Origin of the sequence: Rhodococcus sp. I2R, assembly GCF_020889545.1 — a bacterium.
Lineage (GTDB): Bacteria > Actinomycetota > Actinomycetes > Mycobacteriales > Mycobacteriaceae > Rhodococcoides.
On sequence record NZ_JAHUTG010000002.1, the window covers coordinates 182,367 to 204,658 of the forward strand.

The window sequence follows — 22,292 nt, forward strand, 5'->3', positions numbered from 1 at the left end:
GAGAAGTTCTGTGCAGGTAACAAGCGTCGGGCACGCTGGATTTCACATCGAGACCGCAGCGGGCAGCATTCTGTGCGACCCCTGGGTCAATCCGGCCTACTTCACCTCGTGGTTCCCGTTCCCCGACAACTCGCAGCTCGACTGGGACACCCTCGGCAACTGCGACTACCTGTACGTCTCGCACCTGCACAAAGATCATTTCGATCCGAAACACCTGGCCGAGTTCATCGACAAGGACACGACAGTGCTGTTGCCGGATTACCCGGTCCCGGATTTGAAGCGCGAACTCGAAAAGCTCGGGTTTCACAAGTTCTTCGAAACGACCGACTCGGTCAAGCACCGCCTATCGGGGCCCAAGGGCGATCTCGACATCATGATCATCGCGCTGCGAGCGCCCGCCGACGGCCCCATCGGAGACTCCGGTCTGGTTGTCTCCGACGGCAAGACCGTCGCCTTCAACATGAACGATGCGCGGCCGGTGGACCTGGACGTGCTCACCGAGCAATTCGGTCACGTCGACGTGCACATGCTGCAGTACTCGGGCGCTATCTGGTACCCGATGGTCTACGACATGGTCGAACGCGCGAAGAAGTCGTTCGGTGAGCAGAAGCGCCAGCGCGGGATGGACCGCGCACGGCAATACATCGATCAGATCGGTGCGACGTGGGTGATTCCGTCGGCCGGCCCGCCTTGCTTCCTCGACGACGAACTTCGGTTCCTCAACGACGTCTACGAGGACCCGGCGAACATCTTCCCGGATCAGATGGTCTTCCTCGACCAGATGCGTCGCAACGGTGATGACCGTGGACTGCTGATGATGCCCGGCACCACGTCGACCTTCGACGGTAGCGAGCTGCTCTCGCACGAGCACCCGCTGCCCGTCGCGGAGGTCGAGGCTATCTTCACCACCGGAAAAGCCGACTACATCGAGGCGTACGCGCAGCGCCAAGCCGACGTGATCGCGGCCGAGAAGGCAGCCTGGGCCCCTGCCGAGGGTGAGCCGCTGCTCGAGCCGCTGCGGGAGCTGTTCGAGCCGATCATGGCGCAGACCGATCAGATCTGCGACGGCATCGGCTATCCCGTCGCGCTGATGCTCGGCGCGGAGACCGTCGTGCTCGATTTCCCGAAGCGCATGGTGCGCGAACCCATCGCCAACGAACGGTTCCGATACAGCTTCACCATCGCCCCCGAACTGGTTCGCACCGTGGTGCGTGACGGAGAACCCGACTGGGTCAACACGATCTTCCTCTCGACGCGGTTCCGCGCTCGCCGTGTGGGCGGCTACAACGAGTTCCTCTACACGTTCTTCAAATGCTTGACCGACGAGCGCATCGCCTACGCGGACGGTTGGTTCGCCGAGGCACACGACGACACCGCGACCATCGTCAAGGACGGCTGGGAGATTCAGCGTCGCTGCCCGCACCTGAAGGCGGACCTGTCGAAGTTCGGGATCATCGAGGGCAACAAACTCACCTGCAACCTCCACGGTTGGGATTGGAACCTCGACACCGGACGGTGCCTGACCTCCAAGGGGCACGAACTGCGGTCGTCGAAGGTGTGAGAAATGTTCTCGATTGAGGCTCACTGATTCTCCGCAGGTACCTTGGAACACGTGTATGCGCAGGTAGAACGGACAAAGCGGACTCGTTGGTTGTTGCTGGCGGCGATCGCGGCGGTGGCAGCTCTGATCGCCGGGTGCACCATCGGCGATGGCGGCACGTCCCCGGGTGGCGCAGGCCCGAGCGCTGAGGCGTCTCCCGTGGCCGTGGTAACCCAGAACCCGGCAGCCGGAGCCGTCGACGTCGGCCCCGTCGCCCCGATCTCGGTGACGGTGACAGACGGAACATTGCGTGAGATCGCGCTCACCAATCCCGACGGCAAGCTCGTGCAGGGAGAGTTGGCACCGGAGCAGGCGTCGTACACCATCACCGAACCCCTCGGGTACGGCTCGATGTACACCTGGACCGGCACCGCCGTCGGCACCGACGGCAAGACCGTCCCGGTGGACGGCAGCTTCACCACGGTCACTCCTGAGAGCCGCAGCTCGGTGAGCACCAACATCGGCGACGGTCAGGAAGTGGGGATCGCGGCGCCGATCATCCTGAAGTTCGACTCCGCGATCGAGGACAAGGCTGCCGTCGAGCAGGCGTTGACGGTGACCACCAACCCGCCGACGCCCGGCGCGTGGGCCTGGCTCCCCGACGACGGCGGCTCGCGAGTGCACTGGCGGCCGACGAACTACTGGGCGCCGGGCACGACGGTGTCGGTGGTCGCGAAACTGTACGGCGTCGATTACGGCGGCGGGGTGTACGGCGCTGACGATGTGACGCTGGACTTCTCGATCGGCCGCAGTCAGGTAGTCATCGCCGACGCCACGAGTCATCGCATGCTGGTGGTCCGTGACGGTCAGACGATCTTGGACATCCCGGTCAGCTACGGCGAGGGCAACGAGGACCGCAACGTCACTCGGAGCGGCATTCACGTGGTGACCGAGAAGCACGAGGATTTTCTGATGTCGAACCCGCCGTACTACGAGAACGTGCGTGAACGCTGGGCCGTCCGTATCTCCAACAACGGCGAGTTCATTCACGCGAACCCGTTGACGACGGGGGTGCAGGGCGCCTCCAACGTCACCAACGGGTGCATCAATCTCTCCGACGCCGATGCCCAGGAGTATTTCCAGACTGCGCTGTACGGCGACCCGGTGGAAGTGTCCGGAACTCGGATCGACCTGTCCGCGGCCGACGGCGACCTCTACGACTGGGCCATCGACTGGCCGACGTGGGAGTCGATGTCGGCGTTGTAGGCGCTTCGCGCATGTGCGTGGAATTACACTGCGAACCTGGGTCACTACGCAGGCTGCGCTCCCGCCCTCTATGTATTTCCACGCACATGCGCCGCTAGGCGCCTACCCTCGGGCGAAGCGCCCCGGACCGGCCTGATCGCGCGGCTTGATGACGATCTGGTCCAGGTTGACGTGCGAGGGCCGGGAAGCGACGAAGCCGATGACCTCGGCGATATCGCTCGCCACGAGCGGGGTGATGCCCTGGTAGACCGCCCCGGCCTTGGACTCGTCCCCATCGAAGCGCACCAGTGAGAACTCGGTCTCCACGGCGCCAGGCGCAATTTCTGTCAGCCGAACGGGCTTGCCGAGCAGTTCGCCGCGCAGCGTCCGGTGCAGCACCGCCTGCGCGTGCTTGGCGGAGGTGTAGCCCGAGCCGTTGTCGTACGCCTCGAACGCGGCCACCGACGTCACCGTCACGATGAGTCCGTCACCGGAGTCGATGAGCTTGGGCAGCAGCGCCTTGGTCACGCGCAGCGTGCCGAGCACGTTGGTCTCCCACATCCAGCGCCAGTCGTCGAGATCTGCATCGATGACGGGAGCGAGACCCTTGGCGCCGCCGGCATTGTTGATCAAAACGTGCACCCGAGGAATGACGGAGGTGAAGGCTGCCACCGAATCCTCGTCGGTGACGTCGAGTTGCAGAGCGGTGCCGCCGATCTCGTCGGCAAGCTTTTCGAGCCGGTCGACGCGACGGGCACCGATGACGACGTGGTAGCCCTGCTCGGCAAGCTGGCGAGCGGTGGCCTCGCCGATGCCCGAGCTGGCTCCGGTGACGACGGCTATGCGGGCGTCGGGGGAGATTTGTTCTGACAATGCCATGTCGAAGATCTTAGTCCCGGCTGCAGATGCGCCGGGGTCACCGTCCATCATGAACGTCATGGCACAAACAGGACCGGTACGGCAGGCGCAGGGCATCGACGGGGCGAACGTCGTCTACCGAGTATCGGGCGATCCATCTCACCGGCCGCTGGTGCTGGTGCACGGATGGGCGCAGTCTTCGGCATGTTGGGGCGATGGACTCCTCGCCGAATTGGCGACGAGGTTCCGCGTGATTGCGGTGGATCTTCGTGGGCACGGCTACTCCGATGCGCCGGAAAGCGGATACGCGGACTCCGCGATCTGGGCCGGCGACGTGCATGCAGTGTTGACCGCGGAGGACATCACCGCCGACGCAGTACTGCTCGGCTGGTCCTACGGCGGCCTCGTCATCTGCGCGACTACCTCGCCGAGCACGGAACCGACGCGGTGGCGGGTCTGGTGTTGGTCGGTGCCATCACCAGCATCGGCCGCGGCGAGGCCGGGGGACGCGTCGGCACAGCCATGCGCGCGGCGATCCCCGGGGCGATGGCCGAGGAGCCGCGTACCGCGATCAAGGCGCTCGGCAGCTTCGGGCTCGCGCTGACCGGCCCGGTAGAGGGAAAGGGTGCGCAGGCACAGGCCCTGTTCGGCGCCACACTGTCCACGGCTCCCCGTGTTCGCGCAGCCTTGTTCGATCGCACGGCCTCGCACGACGACGTGTTGAGCGCGCTGGACGTGCCGACGCTCGTGCTGCACGGCACCGAGGACACCGTCGTCGACGTCGCTGCCGGACGGCACGCTGCCTCGCTGATCCCGCAGGTCACCGAGTCGTACTGGGAGGGCGTCGACCACGGTCCGTTCGTCGCCGACCCCGACCGCTTCGCGCGTGAGGTATCGGACTTCGTCGAGGGGCTGTGAACGTCCGTAGGGTGGGAGAGTGCAGACTGGAACGGTGAGTGATCGCCAGTTGAACCGGGTCGCGGTGCTGTCTTTGCATACCTCCCCGCTGGCCCAGCCCGGGATGGGGGATGCGGGCGGGATGAACGTCTACGTTCTCCAGAGCGCGAAAGAACTGGCCAGACGCGGTATCGAGGTGGAGATCTTCACCCGCGCCACGTCCTCGTCGGACGAGCCGGTGCGCGAGGCAGCCCCCGGCGTTCTGGTGCGCAATATCGTGGCCGGCCCCTTCGAGGGCCTCGAGAAACAGGATCTGCCGACGCAACTCTGTGCGTTCGCTGCGGGCGTTCTCCGCGAGGAAGCGCGCCATGCCACCGGTTACTACGACATCATCCATTCGCACTACTGGCTCTCGGGCCAGGTCGGTTGGTTGGCTCGCGATCGGTGGGGCGTGCCGCTGGTACACACGGCCCACACACTCGCAGCCGTGAAGAACGCGTCTCTCGCAGTAGGGGACGCCCCGGAACCGGCAGCACGGCAGATCGGTGAGCAGCAGGTCGTCGCCGAAGCGGACCGCCTCATCGCCAACACCGCCGAAGAGGCGAAGCAGCTCATCGAGATCTACGGCGCGTTGCCCGATGCCATCGACGTCGTCGCACCGGGCGCCGACCTGAGTCGGTACCGTCCCGGAGACAAGCTCGCTGCCCGCGCCGAATTCGGCATCGATCCGCGCGAGACCGTCGTGGCGTTCGTCGGCCGAATCCAACCGTTGAAGGCGCCCGACGTGCTGCTGCGCGCCGCCGCGGAACTGCTCGTGCGTGAGCCGGGCATACCGCTGCGTGTCCTTGTCGTCGGAGGACCGTCGGGAAGTGGTCTCGACCGGCCTGACAGTCTCATCGAACTCGCCGCCGAGCTGGGCATCACTGCGCGCGTGACGTTCTTGCCGCCGCAGCCGTCCGAGAAGCTGGTGCAGATCTACCGGGCCGCCGATGTGGTGGCTGTCCCCAGCTACAACGAGTCGTTCGGGCTTGTCGCCATCGAAGCCCAGGCGAGCGGTACCCCGGTGATCGCGGCCGATGTCGGCGGGCTCGGCGTGGCCGTACGGTCGCGCGAGACCGGGGTGCTGGTTCAGGGCCATCGAACCGAGGATTGGGCAACGGCATTGTCGGCGATGGTTCGCGACCGCGAAGCTTTGGCCCGGATGGCTTCCGCTGCAACCGAACACGCCGCGGACTTCTCCTGGGAGCACACCGCCGAGGGCCTTATCGGAAGCTACCGTGCCGCGAAATCCCATTTCGACCGGCATGAGGCGCCGAGTGAATTCTCGCCTCGGCGCACGCGCGGTCTTTCGAAGCTACGACGAAAAGGAGTCACTGCATGAGCGAGACTGTCACACTCATCGACTCGATTTTGAGCGAACGTGAGCTCGATTACCAACGTAAAGGCGAGAACTCGTTCGTAGTCGAATTGCCCGGCGAGCGCAAACTGAAGACGACGACGATGCTGACAGTCGGCCATCACGGAGTCCGCATCGAGGCGTTCGTGTGCCGCAAACCCGACGAGAACTTCGAGGGTGTCTACCGGTACCTGCTCCGACGCAATCGCAGGCTCTACGGCGTCCACTACACCATCGACAAGGTCGGCGACATCTATCTCGTCGGACGCCTGTCGCTGCATGCGGTGACAGGTGACGAAATCGACCGCATCCTCGGGCAGGTGCTCGAGGCCGCCGACGGCGACTTCAACATGCTGCTCGAACTCGGTTTCGCCGAGTCCATCAAACGGGAATGGGCCTGGCGCGTGTCCCGCGGTGAATCTCTGGCCAACCTCCAGGCATTCGAGCATCTCATTCCTTCGTGAGCTGAAAATATGCGGACATCCCGGGCTGGGGGTAGCGTCCGCACTCAGAGAAAACTGGTCGCGCACGAATACGGCTCGTTCACGAGGCGGGTAAACCCATCTGCACAACACCTGTCTGTACAACACCTGTTCTGTACAACACCTGTCTGTACAACACTGGAGGAACTCTTGACCGTCACCCGTCTACAGAGTCGGACGTTGTTCTCCCGGAAGGTGACGGTGAGCGGAATTGCCTCGCTCGGTGCACTCGCACTTGTCGCAAGCTGCGGTTCGGCACCCGAGGACAGTGAATCCGGAGCCGAGACCACGGCTTCCTCAGACTTCAAGCCGTGCATGGTCTCCGACGCCGGCGGGTTCGACGACAAATCCTTCAACCAGCTCAGCTTCGAAGGTCTGACCGAGGCCTCCGACGCATTGGGGGTCGAGCCGATCACGGTCGAGTCCGCTTCTCCGACGGACTACAACCCCAACATCTCCAACCTGATCGATCAGGGCTGCTCACTGATCCTTACGGTCGGTTTCGATCTCGCCGACGCGACGAAGGCTGCGGCAGAGGCCAACTCGGACATCGACTTCGCGATCATCGACGATGCCAGCATCGACCTTCCCAACGTCAAGCCGCTCACCTACGACGCCGCGCAGTCCGCGTTCCTCGTGGGTTATGCAGCGGCCAGCTACTCCGAGACCGGTGTGGTGGGAACGTTCGGTGGCGCCCAGCTCCCGACGGTCACCATCTTCATGGACGGATTCGCCGACGGCGTCGCTTACTTCAACGAGAGCAAGGGCGAGGACGTTCGCGTCATCGGTTGGGACGTCGCAGCCCAGAACGGTTCGTTCACCGGCGGATTCGAGGCCAACGCCGTCGCGAAGAACACAGCGCAGGCGCTCATCGATCAGAACGCCGACGTGGTGTTCCCGGTCGGCGGGCCTATCTATCAGAGTGCGGCGCAGGCGATTCGCGACTCCTCGCGTCCAGTCGCGCTGATCGGCGCGGACGCCGATGTCTTCGAATCCGACCCGTCGGTGGGCGACCTCGTGCTCACCTCGGCGATGAAGGGTCTGAAGGAGAGCGTCGACGAGGTGGTGACCACCTCGGGCAGCGACGAGTTCGACAACTCGCCCTACGTCGGCACACTCGAGAACGAAGGCGTCGGTATCGCCCCGTTCCACGATTTCGAGTCGAGGGTGGACCCGGCACTGCAGGACGAGCTGGACGAGATCGAAGCCGGCATCATCGACGGTTCCATCACCGTCGAGTCGCCCTCTTCACCCAGCTGAGTACATGAAGCTCGAACTGCGGGGCATCACCAAGCGGTTCGGATCTCTCGTCGCCAACGATTCGATCGATCTAGTGGTGGAATCGGGCGAGATCCACTGTTTGCTCGGTGAGAACGGTGCCGGCAAGTCGACGTTGATGAATGTTCTCAGCGGCCTCTATCGGGCCGAGGAGGGCGAGATTCTTCTCGACGGGGTGCAGCAGCATTTCGCCGGCCCGGGAGATGCGATGACCGCCGGAATCGGCATGGTGCATCAGCACTTCATGCTGATTCCGGTGTTCACGGTCGCGGAGAACATCATCCTCGGCCACGAGACGACCCGTGCAGGTGGCCGGCTCGATCTCGACGCGGCTCGAAAGTTGGTGCGGGAGATATCTGCCCGGTTCGGGTTCGAGCTCGATCCCGACGCCAAGGTCGAGGATCTCCCCGTCGGCGTGCAGCAGCGCGTCGAGATCATCAAGGCCATCGGACGCGACGCTGAAGTGCTGGTGTTCGACGAGCCCACCGCGGTACTCACCCCGCAGGAAACCGACGACCTCATGGCAATCATGCGTGAGCTGGCCGAGTCGGGCACCACCATCGTCTTCATCACGCACAAACTGCGTGAAGTGCGTGAGGTGGCCGATCGGATCACCGTGATCCGGCTCGGCAAGGTGGTCGGCGAAGCGGAACCGTCCGCGAGCAACGCCGAACTCGCGGCGCTGATGGTCGGACGCGACGTGCAGCTCACGGTGTCGAAGGAACCGGCGCAACCCGGCGGGACAGCACTCGAGGTCCGGAACCTGACGGTGTTCGACTCGAACGGGCACAAGGTGGTCGATGATGTCAGCTTCGACGTGCACGCCGGGGAAATTCTCGCCATCGCCGGTGTGCAGGGCAACGGCCAGAGCGAACTGGTCGAGGCCCTTCTCGGCGCTCGCAAACAGGTGACCGGTGACATCGTTCTCGACGGCAACTCGCTCGTCGGGTCCTCGGTGCACGAAGTGCTTCGGGCGGGCGTCGGCTTCGTCCCCGAGGACCGCAAGACCCAGGGCCTCGTCGGCGAATTCTCGATCGCCGAGAACCTGATGTTGGACAGATCGACAGGTGAGCCTTTCGTGCGGCACGGGGCTATCCAACGGGAGACCCTCGATACGTTCGCTGTGGAGAAGGTGCAGGAGTTCGACGTCCGCGCCCCCGGAATCGACACCGCGGTGGGTCGGCTGTCTGGTGGAAATCAGCAGAAGGTGGTACTCGCCCGCGAACTGAGCCGAGAGCTGAGGCTGTTCGTGGCCTCGCAACCGACCCGCGGAATCGACGTCGGATCGATCGAATTCGTACACAAGCGGATCGTCGCGACCCGGGACTCGGGTGTCCCGGTCATCGTGGTGTCCAGCGAACTCGACGAGGTCGCGGCCCTCGCCGACCGCATTGCCGTCATGTACCGGGGGACCATCGTCGGCATCGTGCCGGCTCAGACGTCCCGCGAGGTTCTCGGAATGATGATGGGTGGAGAACATGACTGAGCCTCAGCCGTCGCGAGCACACAAGGTTCTGAGGCAGATCGTCACCGGCAACGCCATCATCTCCGTGCTCGCGGTGCTGCTCGCGGTACTCGTCGGCGCCGTCCTCATCGCGGTTACCGACGAGCAGGTGCAGGAGAGCGCTGGCTACTTCTTCTCGCGACCGTCGGACATGCTTCTCGCCGTGTGGGATTCGGTATCGGGCGCCTATTCGTCCCTTTTCCAGGGGGCGGTGTACAACTTCCGCCGGCCAGGGTTCGAGAACGGCATCCGGCCGCTGATGGAGACGCTGACATTCGCGACGCCGCTGATCGTGGCCGGACTCGGTGTGGCACTGGCATTTCGGGTCGGCATGTTCAACATCGGCGGACGCGGGCAGATGCTCATCGCGGCAGCATGTGCGGGCTGGGTCGGATTCACCTTCCAACTGCCCGCCGGGCTGCACCTCGTCCTCGCGATCGCCGCGGGCGTCATCGGCGGCGCCGTGTGGGGCGGTATCGCCGGACTTCTCAAGGCGCGCACCGGCGCCCACGAGGTGATTGTGACGATCATGCTGAACTACATCGGCTTCTACCTCGTCGCCTACCTGCTGCGGACGCCGGGAGCCCTTCAAGCCCCTGGCCAGAACAATCCGAAGACCCCGGGGATGGAATCGACGGCGGTGTTTCCGAAGCTCTTCGGCGACCAGTACAACCTCCATCTCGGTTTCGTCCTCGTGATTTTCGCGACGGTGGGTGTGTGGTGGCTGCTGGAGCGATCAGCACTCGGCTTCCGCTTCCGCGCCGTCGGGGAGAACCCCGAGGCGTCGAAGATCGCCGGTATCGACGTCAACCGCATGTACTTGTACGCGATGGTGCTTTCGGGCGCGCTGGTCGGACTCGCCGGAGTTGCGCAGGTGCTCGGCACGGTAACGACGGGGTTCGGAGCCGACATCGACGCCGGAATCGGATTCGACGCCATCACCGTGGCACTGCTGGGCCGATCCAAGCCGTGGGGAGTGTTCTTCGCGGGCATCCTGTTCGGCGGGTTCAAGGCAGGCGGCTTCGCGATGCAGGCGGCCGAAGGCATCCCGATCGACATCGTGCTCGTGGTGCAGTCGGTCATCGTGCTCTTCATTGCTGCCCCGCCACTCGTTCGCGCGGTGTTTCGGTTGTCACCACCGGGCGCCGGCAGTGCCGGCCGGCCCGAGACCGCGAAGGTAGGCGCGCTGTGACCGCCGTCGACAATCACACCGAGAACCATCCTGCCGCGCACAGCGAGGCATCGGCCCCCGCTCGTAGCTGGAAGGTTCCCGGCGTCCTCGGCGTCGTGACGCTGTTGGCTCTGGTTCTGTTCGTGCTCCGCGCCGAGTCGGGTACCACCACCTTTGATCTCGCCACCGGCACCGACTTCGTGACATTGCCCGCGGTGGGTGTCCCGACGCGCGCGACGGGCATCGTGCTGGTGGTGCTGCTGGCGATCATCACCGTGTACGCGGGAGTGAACGTGTTTCGGCGTGTGTCCACACCCGTATGGCTGCTGGCCGTGTACGGCGTGCTGTTCGTGTTCGGGTTCCTCACCTGGGCCGCGGCGGGGGCCACTATCCCAGTGCCGGGACTGCTGATCGGAGCCGTCGCTCTGAGCACCCCGTTGATCTTCGGGGCGATGGGCGGGGTGATCTCCGAGCGCGTCGGAGTCATCAACATCGCCATCGAAGGGCAGCTGCTCTCCGGCGCCTTCGTCAGCGCCGTGGTGGCGTCGGTGACCGGATCCACCTACGTCGCACTGCTCGCCGCCCTGATCGCAGGAGCACTGACCGCCTTGCTGCTCGCGATGTTCTCCATCAAGTACTTCGTCAACCAGGTCATCGTCGGCGTCGTGCTCAACGTGCTGATCGTGGGATTGACGAGTTTCCTCTACTCGGTGGTGTTGACGAAGAATTCCGAGACCCTCAACTCTCCACCGCGATTCGGGCGCATCGACATCCCGGTCCTCTCGCAGATCCCCGTCATCGGACCAGTTCTGTTTCAGCAGACGTTGATCGTCTACCTGATGTACATCGCGGTCGCACTGGTGTGGTTCGGTCTCTTCCGCAGCAAGTGGGGATTGCGGCTGCGTGCCGTGGGTGAGCACCCGCAGGCAGCCGACACCGTCGGTATCAATGTGGTGCGCACCAGATTCTGGAACGTCTGCCTCGCCGGAGCGATCGCGGGGCTCGGCGGCGCGTACTTCACCCTCGGCTCGGTCGGATCCTTCGGCAAGGAAATGACAGCCGGTGCGGGCTACATCGCACTCGCCGCTGTCATCTTCGGACGCTGGGACCCGGTGCGAGCGACGTTGGCGGCCTTGCTGTTCGGGTTCGCGTCCAACCTGCAGAACGTGCTGGGCATCATCGGATCACCGGTGCCGAGCGAGTTCATGCTGATGCTTCCGTACGTGGTGACGATCTTCGCCGTCGCAGGCTTGGTGGGGCATGTGCGCGCCCCGGCAGCTGCGGGCAAACCCTACGTGAAATCGTAACTTCTGCCCTGGTTCGGCCGGGGGTGAAAGGGAACTGACCGGCAGGTAGGTAGGTGCCTGTCCGGTGTGATGGCTTTCACTGTAAGGTTTCACCATATTGCCGCTGCATGTTCGAAGGAGAGTAATGAGCTTCAACAGCCCCTTCCCCGATGTCGAGATTCCGAACCTGAGTATCTACGACTACCTGTTCGGGTCCATCGCAGATTCCGATCTTGCCAAGCCCGCACTGATCGACGGCACCTCGGGCGCGGTCACGACGTACGAGACTCTGATCGGGCAGATCAACGCAATCGCCGGCGCCCTCGCTGCCCGTGGGCTCGAGCTGGGCGACGTGGTGGGGCTGCATTCGCCGAACGTCCCGGCGTTCGCTTCGGTATTGCACGGCATTCTGCGTGCCGGCGGCACCGCGACGACCATCAACGCTCTCTACACGGCTGAGGACATCGCCAAGCAGCTCACCGGTTCGGGGGCGAAGTTCCTCTTCACCGTCTCACCGCTGTACCCGCAGGCCAAGGCCGCGGCAGAAAAGGCCGGCATTGCCGACGACCACGTCATCGTGCTCGACGGCGCCGAGGGACACCCCAATCTGCGTGATCTGCTCACCCAGGGTGCACCGGCACCGGAGGTGACATTCGACCCCGCAACCCAGATCGCCGTCCTCCCGTACTCCTCGGGAACCACCGGCGTCCCCAAGGGCGTCATCCTCACGCACCGCAACCTAGTCGCAAACATCGCGCAGATGGAACCGCGGGTCGGCATCGACTCCGACGACGCGGTTCTCGCGCTGCTGCCCTTCTTCCACATCTACGGCCTGACCGTGCTGCTCAACATCGCGCTCAAACTGCGTGCGCGTCTGGTGACCATGCCGAAGTTCGATCTGGCCGAATTCCTGCGCATCATCCAGGACCAGAAGCTCACCTACCTGTTCATCGCGCCGCCGGTCGCGCTTGCACTCGCAAAGCACCCGCTCATCGACCAGTACGACCTCTCCAGCGTCCACACCGTCTTCTCCGGTGCCGCGCCTCTCGACGAGGAACTGGGCAAAGCCGTCGCGACGCGGCTGAACACCCGGGTGCGTCAGGGCTACGGAATGAGCGAACTCAGCCCCGTCAGTCATGCCATCCCGTTCGACCGCGACGATATTCCCCTCAGTTCGGTCGGTCTGCCGTTGGCCAACACCGTCAACAAGCTCGTCGATCCGGCGACCGAGGCCGAGATCGACCTCCCCACCGAAGGCCTGTCCGAGCCGGGCGAGCTCTGGGTGAAGGGACCGAACGTCATGGCGGGCTACCTCAACAACCCCACCGCGACGGCAGAGACCCTCGACGACGACGGATTCCTGCACACCGGCGACATCGCCGTCGTGGACTCCGAGGGCGTCGTCTACATCGTCGACAGGCTCAAGGAACTCATCAAGTACAAGGGCTACCAGGTTCCGCCCGCGGAGCTCGAGGCGTTGCTGCTCACGCACCCCGACATCGCCGACGCTGCCGTGATCGGCGTCCATGACGAGGACGGTGAGGAAGTGCCCAAGGCGTTCGTCGTGCTGCAGGACAACGCCTCGCTCGATGAGGCGGCCGTGATGGCATTCGTCTCCGAGCGCGTCTCGCCGCACAAGAAGGTCCGCAAGGTCGAGTTCATCGCGACCGTGCCGAAGTCGGCCGCAGGCAAGATTCTTCGAAAGGATCTGCGCGCCGCAGAAGCCGGCAAGTAGATCTTTCTCGACGCGGCCCCCTTCCCGACAATCGGGAAGGGGGCCGTTGTCGTCGGATGGGCGCCTCGGTGACACCGATTCCGCGACAATTTTGATCGACTGGAACAGTGCCCGGTTCAAGGATAAGCCGCCGCACTGAGCGCGGGTGCGGGCGTAACCTTGGTTCCAAACCGACGCACAGGAGGGGCGATGAGGAACCCTGACACGCCAACTGTCCGAGTCTCCGACTACCCGCAGCTGCGCGCAATCTCGTGGCACGTGGGGGATGCAACCGAGATGCCCGAGTCTTATTGTCAGTCAGTGCTTCTGGGCTAGCGGATCAGCTTGACCTCGAGCGGAAGGTCGAGGTCCGCCCATGCGCGATCGGCCGTCAGTACGACTGGCGGCCGACTCCGAGCCGCCAAGGCAAGTGCGCATCGGTCTCCCAGTGACAGTGACTTGCCGCCATCGACGGCGCGGAGCGCCGCGACGACCGCCGCATCGGCTTCGTCCAACGGAACGATCTCGACCCCAGACGCGCGCAGAGCGCTTGTCACCGCCGACACGTCGCCGCCGACGTCGACGACCTTGCCCAAGACCTCGGCGAGATTCGCCGACGACATGGTCGTGCCGCCAGTCGACATGGCCTGTTCGACGACATCCGCCCCAGGTTCGTCGTTGAGAACAGCGAGCACCGCCGAGGCGTCCAGAATGGTCACCGATCGGCCTGGGCCTCACTGATTCGCTCGGCCAGCAATTCCTCGACCAGTGATCGCCCGTTCGAATGGTCCGCGAGCATTCCGCGCATCGAGCGTGCGGCATCGGATGGGCGCTCGACGATCAACCTCGTGCCCACTCGCTGAACCGACAGCACGTCGCCTTCGCTGAGACCCAACTCGGCCCGAAGATCGGCAGGTACGACGAACCTGCCTTGCTTTCCCAACGTCACCGTGACACTCATGAGAAAAGTATGCCATCATGTGCCGAAGTGTGCCATGCGCGTCGAGCAAAGTGCTTCGAGCGCGTCGGATGGATCGGCTACGATCGGTTCGATTTCACGGGGGTGGAAATGGGGCGACCGGGGGAGTCCGCGCGGACGTACCACGTACCAGCGGCGGGACGTGATGGGTCCGGCAACATCAGCGTCGAGCTCCGCGTTCTGGCGGACGGTCGGCTCGCGCTGCCGATTTACACATCGGAACAATGACATCCGAGTGGGCATCGGACTGGAGTTCGACAGATCTACCGCCTCGGCCCAATCCGGTGTCGGGTGAGCCTCGCCCCCCAGCAGCGCCCCGATCAGTATCTGTTTCGCGAAAGACACCGACCATCCCTCCTCGGAAGCCACACCCCGAACCGCCTGGGTACGGTCCGCTCGAAAAGGGAACTCTGAACCAGTGGTTCGCCGCCGGAGCGGAATGGTTGCAGGTGAAGGACGTCTGGGTTGAAATCTACGATTTGGTGCGGATTTCGGCCGGGACCAATGGCGCGGATCGCGCGATCGGGTTGGAAGATTCGGGTGGGCGATCGATTCATGCGGTCAGCCTGAAAAGAATTCAGGGCCATCCGGCGATGTGGGACCTGGTGTACAACGGCATATTGCATTCTGTGGCGTCGGGGAAGTGTGATATTCCGCCGGGGGCGCGGAAGTTGTTGCAGATTCCGCGTGGGGTGGGGCGGCAGGGCACGCCCGAGCGTGGGGCGCGTTTGGCGAGTGTGTTGTTCGGTGTTTTGGCTGTTGCTCTCGGTTGCTGTTCGTCTGGCATGTCGTCGAGAATGGGATGGGCCTGTTCTTCGTTCTGCTGGGGTTGTTCATCATCGGGGTTGGTGCGTTCATCGCGTACCGGCATGCCCAGATTTGGGATGAGGAGCGGCGGATTCGTCGGGAATCTGTATTTGACGTGTGACACTGGTGAACCGACTCGGAGTCGCTCCACCCGACTGGACCGACAAGATTCGCACAACACGCGACAACTGCGCCGAAGGTGTTTATCGTCTGCGTCGTGAACTCAACCACGTCGAACACGCGTTTTCGTCTGATACCGATGCGTCCGCGCGACCCCGAGGAGCAGGGGCGATCCGCGAGCCCGCTGGAGCTGTTCTTCGACCTCGTCATCGTGATCGCGGTCGCTACCGCCGCGGTCGAGCTGCACCATGCACTCACCGAAAACCACATAGTCGACGGCCTGCTGAGCTACATGTTGGTGTTCTTCGCCATCTGGTGGGCATGGATGAACTTCACGTGGTTCGCCACCTCGTTCGACACCGACGACTGGCTCTACCGCGTCCTGACGGTCGTTCAGATGGCGGGTGTGCTCGTCCTGGCCGCCGGTATCGGGCCGGCGTTCACCGATTCGAACTTCGTCATCGTGGTTGTCGGTTACGTCGTCATGCGTTTCGCGATGGTCACACAGTGGCTGCGCGCATCGAGATCGCCGGAGCACAAGAAGACTGCATTGACCTACGCGGCCGGCATTGCGGGCGTGCAGGTGCTGTGGTTGCTGTGGCTTCTGATTCCGGAAGGTCCGGCACAGATTCTGGGATTCGTCGTCCTCGCCCTCGTCGAACTCTCCGTTCCGGTCATCGCGGAGAGAAAGGGTACGACTCCCTGGCACGCGCATCACATCACCGAGCGGTACGGCCTGTTCACGATCATCCTTCTCGGTGAGAGCCTGCTCGCATCTGCGAATGTCATCATCGAAGCTCTGCGCGGCGATACGGCCCTCCTTCCTCTGATCACACTGGCGGTCCTTGCTCTAGTGGTGACAGCAGGTCTGTGGTGGATCTACTTCTGGCCACCGCATCACGCAGCGATCTCGGACCTGGGCAGTTCGCTCAAATACGGATACGCGCACTACTTCATATTCGCCGCAGCGGGCGCCTTCTCGGCCGGCGTCGAGGTGGAGATCGATGTACTCACCGATCACAGCCAGCTCGGGGACCTGGCGGCGTCGTTCACGGTGACCGTTCCGATCGCCATCTTCGTCCTCGGCGTCTGGTACATCGCCATCAAGGACAACGCGGACCGCGTCGTCAACACGGTCGTTCCTGTCGGCGCGGTCTTGGTACTCCTCGATCCGCTCATCCCGATTCCCTTCGCGCTGACAGCCATCGTCATCACACTCATCGTCGTCGTGCTCGTGGTTCGCCAGCCGACGACCGATGCGCACGCCGCTGCGACGCAGCCCGGCTGAGAAGGAAGACGACCCGGCCACGTGAGAAACTTTCCCCATGAGTATCGGAACTTTGATCCTGCTTCGTCACGGCGAGAGCGAATGGAATGCGTCCAACCAGTTCACCGGGTGGGTCGACGTCCGCCTCACCGAGAAGGGTGAGGCGGAGGGTAAGCGAGCCGGTGTGTTGCTCGCCGAGGCGGGTGTGCTGCCCGACGTGCTGTACACCTCGCTGCTGCGGCGTGCGATCAACACCGCGAACCTGGCACTCGACGCTGCTGACCGGCACTGGATCCCCGTCGTCCGGGACTGGCGTCTCAACGAGCGTCACTACGGTGCGCTGCAGGGTCTGAACAAGGCCGAGACCAAGGACAAGTTCGGCGACGAGCAGTTCATGCTGTGGCGTCGCAGTTACGACACCCCTCCGCCCACCATCGAGGCAGGCTCGGAGTACAGCCAGGACGCCGACCCGCGCTACGCGGATCTGCCCGCAGTCCCGCTCACCGAATGCCTGAAGGATGTCGTCGACCGCCTCATCCCGTATTTCGAGGATGCCATCGTCGCGGACTTGAAGGCGGGCAAGAACGTCATCGTCGCGGCCCACGGCAACTCGCTGCGTGCGCTGGTGAAGTACCTCGACGAGATCTCCGACGCCGATATCGCCGGCCTGAACATCCCGACGGGCATCCCGCTGCAGTACGACTTCACCGAGGGCGGCGCAGGCGGCAAGCTCGTCCCGTCGAACCCCGGCGGCACCTACCTCGACCCGGAGGCCGCAGCAGCCGGCGCGGCGGCGGTGGCGAACCAGGGCGCCAAGTAGGGGTTCCGCCCAACTTCAGGTGAACGCTCGAAGAACACTGCCGACGGGGACTATGACCACCAGGGAAATGCCTGCACCCTGCGTATGTGAGCTGTCCATCGAACGTACGATTCCGGTGTGAGTGTTGCATCGGCCGTACTACTGGCTATCGCCGCCGCCTTCGGGGGATACCTCGTCGGCAGTGTTCTTATCCCGTACCTCGCAACACGGCATTCCGAGCGGCGTCAGGCGTCCTCGGGTCTGACGATGTCGCAGGTCCTGGACCTGATCATCCTGGCTTCGGAAAGCGGGATCGCCGTTGTCGACCGGCACCACGACGTGGTGCTGTCCAACCCCCGCGCCGAGGAACTCGGTCTGGTGCACAACCGACTCATCGAGGATCGCGCCTGGGAGGCTGCGCAGAAGGTTCTCGCCGACGGGCATCCGGTCGAGGTGGACATCAGTTCGAGAGATGTACGTCTGACCACCAGCCGGGATCGGATGGCGGTGCGATGCGTGGCACGGATGCTGAGCAAACAGGACGAACGCTTCGTGGTGCTTTTCGCCGACGACGATTCGGAACAGGTCCGGATGGAAGCGACCCGTCGCGATTTCGTCGCCAACGTCAGCCACGAACTGAAGACGCCAGTAGGCGCGATGAGCCTGCTCGCCGAAGCGTTGCTCGAATCAGCCGAGGACCCGGTCTCCGTCAGACATTTCGGTGGAAAGGTCGTCGCCGAGTCCAAGCGCCTGGGCAACATGGTGACAGAACTGATCGCACTCTCGAGACTGCAAGGTGCCGAGAAGCTGCCCGATCTCGAAGTCGTCGATGTCGACACAGTCGTCAACGAGGCCCTCGATCGATCGAAACTCGCGGCCGAGAACGCCGGCATCACGGTCACTACCGACCATCCCAGCGGCCTGGAGGTGCTGGGGGACCAGGCGCTCCTGGTCACCGCGCTCGCCAACCTCATCCAGAATGCCATCGCGTATTCCTCGGATGGGTCTCCGGTTTCTGTCAGCCGCGCGCTCCGCGGGGAATTCGTCGCGTTCGCCGTCACCGACCGGGGCATCGGCATCGCCAAAGAGGACCAGGAGCGGGTCTTCGAACGATTCTTCCGGGTGGACAAAGCACGCTCGAGGGCCACGGGTGGCACCGGCCTAGGGCTCGCCATCGCGAAACACGTCGCAGCCAACCACAACGGGACCATCTCGCTGTGGAGCAAGCTCGGCACCGGATCCACTTTCACTCTGCAGATTCCTGCGTATTTCGAAGAAGACGACCTCGCGTCGTCAGAAGGAGAACAACAGTGACACGAACTTCGGCGACCGGAGAACTGCAGTGACCAACGTGTTGATCGTCGAAGACGAAGAGTCGTTGGCAGATCCCCTTGCCTTTCTGTTGCGAAAGGAGGGGTTCGAAGCCACCATCGTCGGCGACGGGCCGTCGGCGCTCGCCGAGTTCGATCGCGCCGGAGCGGATATCGTCCTCCTCGATCTGATGCTCCCCGGTATGAGCGGAACCGACGTCTGCAAGCAGCTACGTGCCCGCTCTGGCGTTCCTGTGATCATGGTGACCGCACGCGACAGCGAAATCGACAAGGTCGTCGGTCTCGAACTCGGCGCGGATGACTACGTCACCAAGCCGTACTCGGCGCGTGAACTCATCGCCCGTATCCGCGCAGTGCTGCGGCGGGGCAGCGACGCCGAACTCGATGGCGTGGCCGATTCCGGTGTGTTGGAAGCTGGACCGGTTCGGATGGACGTCGAACGGCATGTGGTGATGGTCGACTCCAAGCAGATCACTTTGCCGCTCAAGGAGTTCGACCTCCTCGAGTACCTGCTCCGGAACTCGGGTCGCGTGCTGACGCGTGGGCAGTTGATCGATCGAGTGTGGGGCGCCGATTACGTCGGCGACACCAAGACCCTCGACGTGCACGTCAAGCGGCTCCGCTCGAAGATCGAGTCCGACCCAGCGAAGCCGGAGCACCTCGTGACTGTCCGCGGGTTGGGCTACAAACTGGAGGGTTAGGCACATGCGGCGAAGCCGCTTACTTGGTGCGCTGGGCCTCGCGGGTAGCAGGGTGGACAGCGATGAGCCCGAGCCCGCGTCGACGCTTGCACAACGATGCCAACTCGTCGTAAGCCGCTCTGCCGAGTAGCTCCGTCAGCTCCGGCTTGTACGACTCGAACACCTGCTTGCTGCCGACATGGGCATCAGGGGAACCCGAGCAGTACCAGTCAAGATCGTGGCCGCCCTCGCCCCATCCTCGGCGGTCGTATTCGCCGATGGTGGTCTTGAGGATCTCCGTGCCGTCCGGCCGGGTCACCCAGTCCTGGGTTCGGCGGATCGGCAGCTGCCAGCACACGTCGGGCTTGACCTCGAGCGGCTCGATGCCCTTCCGCAGAGCCATCGAGTGCAGCGCGCAGCCGATTCCGCCGGCAAACCCGGGACGGTTCTGGAAGATGCACGCACCCTTGTAGCGACGTGTCCGGAGCGACTGCTCGTCGTCGAGATCGTCGTACTCGACGTATCCCTTCTTGCCCAGCCCCTTGGGCATCAGCTGCCAGTCCTCGGCGGTGAGCATCTTGACGGACGCGTCGAGTTTCTTCTTGTCGTCGTCGTCGGAGAGGAAGGCGCCGTGCGAGCAGCATCCGTCGTCGGGACGTCCCTCGACGGTGCCCTGGCAGGCAAGTGTGCCGAACACACACGTCCAATTCGACAGCAGCCATGTCAGGTCCGCCGAAATGATGTGCTCGGAGTTGTCCGGATCGGGGAACTCCACCCATTCTCGGGGGAAGTTCAGTTCTACCTCTGAAGCGAACGTCTGCGCTTTACCACCTGCTGTCACAAGAGACGACGCTAGACCCAGTACCGTGGACCTGTGCGATTAGGGGTGCTCGACGTCGGAAGCAACACAGTGCATCTGTTGGTGGTCGATGCCCACCGAGGTGGGCATCCCACACCCATGAGCTCTTCGAAGGCCACATTGCGGCTGTCGGAGAACACCGATGCTGCCGGCAACATCACCCGTGCAGGTGCAGACCGCCTGGTGGGCGAGGTCGGTGACTTCGCCACGATCGCCAGAAAGTCCGGTTGTGAAGAGCTGATGGCGTTCGCGACCTCGGCGGTACGTGACGCACACAACAGTGACGCAGTTTTGGAGCGCGTGGGAACCGAGACGGGGGTGACCCTGCAGACGTTGTCGGGCGTTGACGAGGCCCGTCTGACGTTCCTCGCAGTTCGGCGTTGGTATGGGTGGAGCGCCGGGCGCATTCTCAATCTCGACATCGGCGGCGGGTCTCTCGAACTCACCTCGGGCAGCGATGAGGACCCCGATGCCGCGTTTTCGCTTCAGCTCGGTGCAGGCCGCCTGACCAGGGACTGGCTCGACGCCGACCCGCCCGGCAAGCGACGCGTCGCGGTGCTGCGGGATTGGCTCGACGCCGAGCTCGCGACGCCGGCGAAGGAGATCTTGTCGGCGGGTGATCCGGATCGCGCTGTGGGCACGTCCAAGACATTCCGGTCGCTCGCGAGACTGACCGGTGCCGCCCCGTCGGCCGCCGGCCCGAGAGTGACCAGAACGCTGACGGCGGACGGTTTGCGGCAACTCATTGCGTTCATTTCGCGGATGACGGCCTCGGACCGTGCAGAATTGGAAGGAGTCAGCGCCGACCGCTCGCCGCAATTGGTGGCCGGGGCGCTGGTGGCGGAAGCGAGTATGCGAGCGCTGTCGATCGATACGATCGAGATCTGCCCGTGGGCGCTGAGGGAAGGTTTGATTTTGCGGAAGCTGGACACTGAATCGGACAGCGATCTGGTGGTGCGTTCGACATGACCGAGAACAACTCCAACCCGGAGGACTCCGGGCAGATTTCCGTTGCCGAGTTGTTGGCGCGTAACGGTCAGAAGACGACTGCCGCCAGTTCGGGTGGACGTCGCAGGCGTGGCGTCAAGGGTGGAATCTCGGTCGCCGAGTTGACCGGTGAAATCCCGGTGGTTCGAGCCGATCCAGCCTCGGACGAGGCGCCGGTGATCGCCGATCCCGCACCCAAGGCCGCACCCAAGGCCGCGCCGAAGGCTGGGCAGTCGCCCGTTACCGGGTCCACTGGATTCAGCGAGCCCGAGTTGTTGTCGGGCTCGACGACGGCGGCAGGTGACCTGCTGAATCAGTCGCACGATCAGACCGAGCAGCGTGCCGCGGCGCAGCGTCCCGTCCCCGCGGCCACGCGCCGTGGGCCGGACGAGAAGCCCGAGCGTTCACCCCGTAGTACGGGGTTCGTACCGCGGCCGCGTACTCAGCGGACCGATGTGAGCAAGGAAACGGAAGTTGGCCGGGCGCCCGATCAGGCGGAATCGGCTGGCCCCGAGTCGGTGAAGACCGAGTCGCCGAAGACCGAGTCGCCGAAGGCGGAGTCACCGAAGACCGAGAGCCTCGAGATCGAGAAGCCGGCGGTCGCGGTCTCGGCGGACGCCGACGATGCTGCCACCACAATCGCTCCTGCCGCCACGATCGCCCCCGCCCCCGCCCCCGCCCCCGCCCCCGCCGCCGAAAGCGACAGCGACAGCGAGGACAAGACCGCCGACGACGCCACTGCCGTTGTCGAAGCCGTCACGGATCCCGAACCCGAAGCCGAACCGGAAGCAGAGAAATCGGACGGTAGCCGGGCGGGCAGGAAGGATGCCGTCAAGCAGTGGCTCGCGCTGCTGGGCCAGGGTGTGATCGCGGTTGTCGTGGGCGCGCTGCTCTTCAAGGGTTTCGAGCGACTCTGGGACATGCTGCCTTGGGTCGCGTTGATTCTGGCCGTCCTGGTGATCGTCGGGCTGGTTGCAATGGTGCGAATTCTGCGTCGGACCGACGACATGTTCAGCATGGTGATTGCGATCGTCGTCGGCGTGTTCGTCACCCTGGGGCCGTTGGCGTTCCAGTTGAGCACAGGCTGATCGG

At 64.1% G+C, this 22,292-nt stretch carries 21 protein-coding genes; 17 read left to right on the forward strand and 4 right to left on the reverse strand.

All coding sequences use genetic code 11. From position 1 onward, the window contains the following. Positions 1-10: 10 nt before the first annotated feature. Positions 11-1,561, forward strand: a complete 1,551-nt coding sequence (locus KVY23_RS02540; RefSeq protein WP_230555178.1) for an MBL fold metallo-hydrolase — start codon at positions 11-13, stop codon at positions 1,559-1,561. Between the two features lie 42 nt (positions 1,562-1,603). Next, a complete protein-coding gene (locus tag KVY23_RS02545) occupies positions 1,604-2,806 on the forward strand; it encodes an Ig-like domain-containing protein (RefSeq protein WP_230555179.1) in 1,203 nt (400 codons plus the stop codon). Positions 2,807-2,908: 102 nt separating this feature from the next. On the opposite strand, the gene KVY23_RS02550 is transcribed toward KVY23_RS02545, so the two are convergent. After that, on the reverse strand, positions 2,909-3,664 hold the full coding sequence (locus KVY23_RS02550) for an SDR family NAD(P)-dependent oxidoreductase (RefSeq protein ID WP_230555180.1): 756 nt from the start codon (positions 3,662-3,664) through the stop codon (positions 2,909-2,911). Between the two features lie 58 nt (positions 3,665-3,722). Between KVY23_RS02550 and KVY23_RS02555 the strand changes: the two genes are divergently transcribed. The 9 genes from KVY23_RS02555 to KVY23_RS02595 all read left to right on the forward strand — a co-directional run bounded on the left by KVY23_RS02555 (position 3,723) and on the right by KVY23_RS02595 (position 13,392). Then, on the forward strand, positions 3,723-4,247 hold the full coding sequence (locus KVY23_RS02555) for an alpha/beta fold hydrolase (RefSeq protein WP_230555181.1): 525 nt from the start codon (positions 3,723-3,725) through the stop codon (positions 4,245-4,247). Further along, positions 4,190-4,561, forward strand: a complete 372-nt coding sequence (locus KVY23_RS02560; protein WP_230555182.1) for an alpha/beta fold hydrolase — start codon at positions 4,190-4,192, stop codon at positions 4,559-4,561. Before KVY23_RS02555 ends, KVY23_RS02560 begins: the two co-directional genes overlap by 58 nt. 34 nt (positions 4,562-4,595) lie before the next feature. Next, positions 4,596-5,921 carry a D-inositol-3-phosphate glycosyltransferase gene (gene mshA / locus KVY23_RS02565; RefSeq protein ID WP_230555183.1) on the forward strand — a complete coding sequence of 442 codons (1,326 nt, stop codon included), beginning with the start codon at positions 4,596-4,598 and terminating at the stop codon, positions 5,919-5,921. Continuing rightward, on the forward strand, positions 5,918-6,400 hold the full coding sequence (locus KVY23_RS02570; RefSeq protein ID WP_230555184.1) for a YbjN domain-containing protein: 483 nt from the start codon (positions 5,918-5,920) through the stop codon (positions 6,398-6,400). The genes mshA and KVY23_RS02570 overlap by 4 nt, the downstream gene beginning before the upstream one ends. Before the next feature lie 168 nt (positions 6,401-6,568). Beyond that, complete coding sequence (locus KVY23_RS02575; protein WP_230555185.1) at positions 6,569-7,678, forward strand: BMP family protein; 1,110 nt, start codon at positions 6,569-6,571, stop codon at positions 7,676-7,678. 4 nt (positions 7,679-7,682) lie between these two features. Continuing rightward, positions 7,683-9,182 (forward strand): ABC transporter ATP-binding protein, encoded by a 1,500-nt coding sequence (locus KVY23_RS02580; RefSeq protein WP_230555186.1) that lies wholly within the window; start codon positions 7,683-7,685, stop codon positions 9,180-9,182. Then, positions 9,175-10,392 carry an ABC transporter permease gene (locus KVY23_RS02585; RefSeq protein WP_230555187.1) on the forward strand — a complete coding sequence of 406 codons (1,218 nt, stop codon included), beginning with the start codon at positions 9,175-9,177 and terminating at the stop codon, positions 10,390-10,392. The genes KVY23_RS02580 and KVY23_RS02585 overlap by 8 nt, the downstream gene beginning before the upstream one ends. After that, positions 10,389-11,678 (forward strand): ABC transporter permease, encoded by a 1,290-nt coding sequence (locus KVY23_RS02590; RefSeq protein WP_230555188.1) that lies wholly within the window; start codon positions 10,389-10,391, stop codon positions 11,676-11,678. The genes KVY23_RS02585 and KVY23_RS02590 overlap by 4 nt, the downstream gene beginning before the upstream one ends. Before the next feature lie 124 nt (positions 11,679-11,802). Then, positions 11,803-13,392 (forward strand): AMP-binding protein, encoded by a 1,590-nt coding sequence (locus KVY23_RS02595; RefSeq protein WP_230555189.1) that lies wholly within the window; start codon positions 11,803-11,805, stop codon positions 13,390-13,392. A gap of 311 nt (positions 13,393-13,703) precedes the next feature. On the opposite strand, the gene KVY23_RS02600 is transcribed toward KVY23_RS02595, so the two are convergent. Beyond that, entirely contained in the window at positions 13,704-14,090 is a 387-nt protein-coding gene (locus KVY23_RS02600) for a type II toxin-antitoxin system VapC family toxin (protein ID WP_075839185.1), read from the reverse strand. Further along, complete coding sequence (locus KVY23_RS02605) at positions 14,087-14,332, reverse strand: AbrB/MazE/SpoVT family DNA-binding domain-containing protein (RefSeq protein ID WP_230555190.1); 246 nt, start codon at positions 14,330-14,332, stop codon at positions 14,087-14,089. The genes KVY23_RS02600 and KVY23_RS02605 overlap by 4 nt, the downstream gene beginning before the upstream one ends. Before the next feature lie 1,084 nt (positions 14,333-15,416). Here KVY23_RS02605 and KVY23_RS02610 point away from each other — a divergent pair. The 4 genes from KVY23_RS02610 (at position 15,417) to KVY23_RS02625 (ending at position 19,375) form a co-directional block, all read left to right on the forward strand. Next, a complete protein-coding gene (locus tag KVY23_RS02610) occupies positions 15,417-16,565 on the forward strand; it encodes a low temperature requirement protein A (protein WP_230555276.1) in 1,149 nt (382 codons plus the stop codon). 37 nt (positions 16,566-16,602) lie between these two features. Next, positions 16,603-17,364, forward strand: a complete 762-nt coding sequence (locus tag KVY23_RS02615; protein ID WP_230555191.1) for a phosphoglyceromutase — start codon at positions 16,603-16,605, stop codon at positions 17,362-17,364. 117 nt (positions 17,365-17,481) lie between these two features. Continuing rightward, positions 17,482-18,657 (forward strand): cell wall metabolism sensor histidine kinase WalK, encoded by a 1,176-nt coding sequence (locus tag KVY23_RS02620; RefSeq protein ID WP_230555192.1) that lies wholly within the window; start codon positions 17,482-17,484, stop codon positions 18,655-18,657. A 28-nt stretch (positions 18,658-18,685) separates the two neighbouring features. Then, entirely contained in the window at positions 18,686-19,375 is a 690-nt protein-coding gene (locus tag KVY23_RS02625; RefSeq protein ID WP_230555193.1) for a response regulator transcription factor, read from the forward strand. A 19-nt stretch (positions 19,376-19,394) separates the two neighbouring features. On the opposite strand, the gene KVY23_RS02630 is transcribed toward KVY23_RS02625, so the two are convergent. After that, positions 19,395-20,195, reverse strand: coding sequence for a hypothetical protein (locus KVY23_RS02630; RefSeq protein ID WP_230555194.1), 801 nt, complete (start codon positions 20,193-20,195; stop codon positions 19,395-19,397). Between the two features lie 33 nt (positions 20,196-20,228). On the opposite strand from KVY23_RS02630, the gene KVY23_RS02635 reads away from it, so the two are divergent. Together KVY23_RS02635 and KVY23_RS02640 are read left to right on the forward strand one after the other, a co-directional pair. Next, positions 20,229-21,182 (forward strand): Ppx/GppA phosphatase family protein, encoded by a 954-nt coding sequence (locus KVY23_RS02635; protein WP_230555195.1) that lies wholly within the window; start codon positions 20,229-20,231, stop codon positions 21,180-21,182. Further along, entirely contained in the window at positions 21,179-22,288 is a 1,110-nt protein-coding gene (locus tag KVY23_RS02640) for a hypothetical protein (protein WP_230555196.1), read from the forward strand. Before KVY23_RS02635 ends, KVY23_RS02640 begins: the two co-directional genes overlap by 4 nt. Positions 22,289-22,292 lie beyond the last annotated feature (4 nt).

Coding starts and splice junctions, on each gene's coding strand:
- KVY23_RS02550 (WP_230555180.1), bottom strand. CDS start 3,664: ATGGCATTGTCAGAACAAATCTCCCCCGACGCCCGCATAGCCGTCGTC.
- KVY23_RS02555 (WP_230555181.1), top strand. CDS start 3,723: ATGGCACAAACAGGACCGGTACGGCAGGCGCAGGGCATCGACGGGGCG.
- KVY23_RS02560 (WP_230555182.1), top strand. CDS start 4,190: ATGGCCGAGGAGCCGCGTACCGCGATCAAGGCGCTCGGCAGCTTCGGG.
- KVY23_RS02570 (WP_230555184.1), top strand. CDS start 5,918: ATGAGCGAGACTGTCACACTCATCGACTCGATTTTGAGCGAACGTGAG.
- KVY23_RS02580 (WP_230555186.1), top strand. CDS start 7,683: ATGAAGCTCGAACTGCGGGGCATCACCAAGCGGTTCGGATCTCTCGTC.
- KVY23_RS02585 (WP_230555187.1), top strand. CDS start 9,175: ATGACTGAGCCTCAGCCGTCGCGAGCACACAAGGTTCTGAGGCAGATC.
- KVY23_RS02595 (WP_230555189.1), top strand. CDS start 11,803: ATGAGCTTCAACAGCCCCTTCCCCGATGTCGAGATTCCGAACCTGAGT.
- KVY23_RS02605 (WP_230555190.1), bottom strand. CDS start 14,332: ATGAGTGTCACGGTGACGTTGGGAAAGCAAGGCAGGTTCGTCGTACCT.
- KVY23_RS02610 (WP_230555276.1), top strand. CDS start 15,417: ATGCGTCCGCGCGACCCCGAGGAGCAGGGGCGATCCGCGAGCCCGCTG.
- KVY23_RS02615 (WP_230555191.1), top strand. CDS start 16,603: ATGAGTATCGGAACTTTGATCCTGCTTCGTCACGGCGAGAGCGAATGG.
- KVY23_RS02640 (WP_230555196.1), top strand. CDS start 21,179: ATGACCGAGAACAACTCCAACCCGGAGGACTCCGGGCAGATTTCCGTT.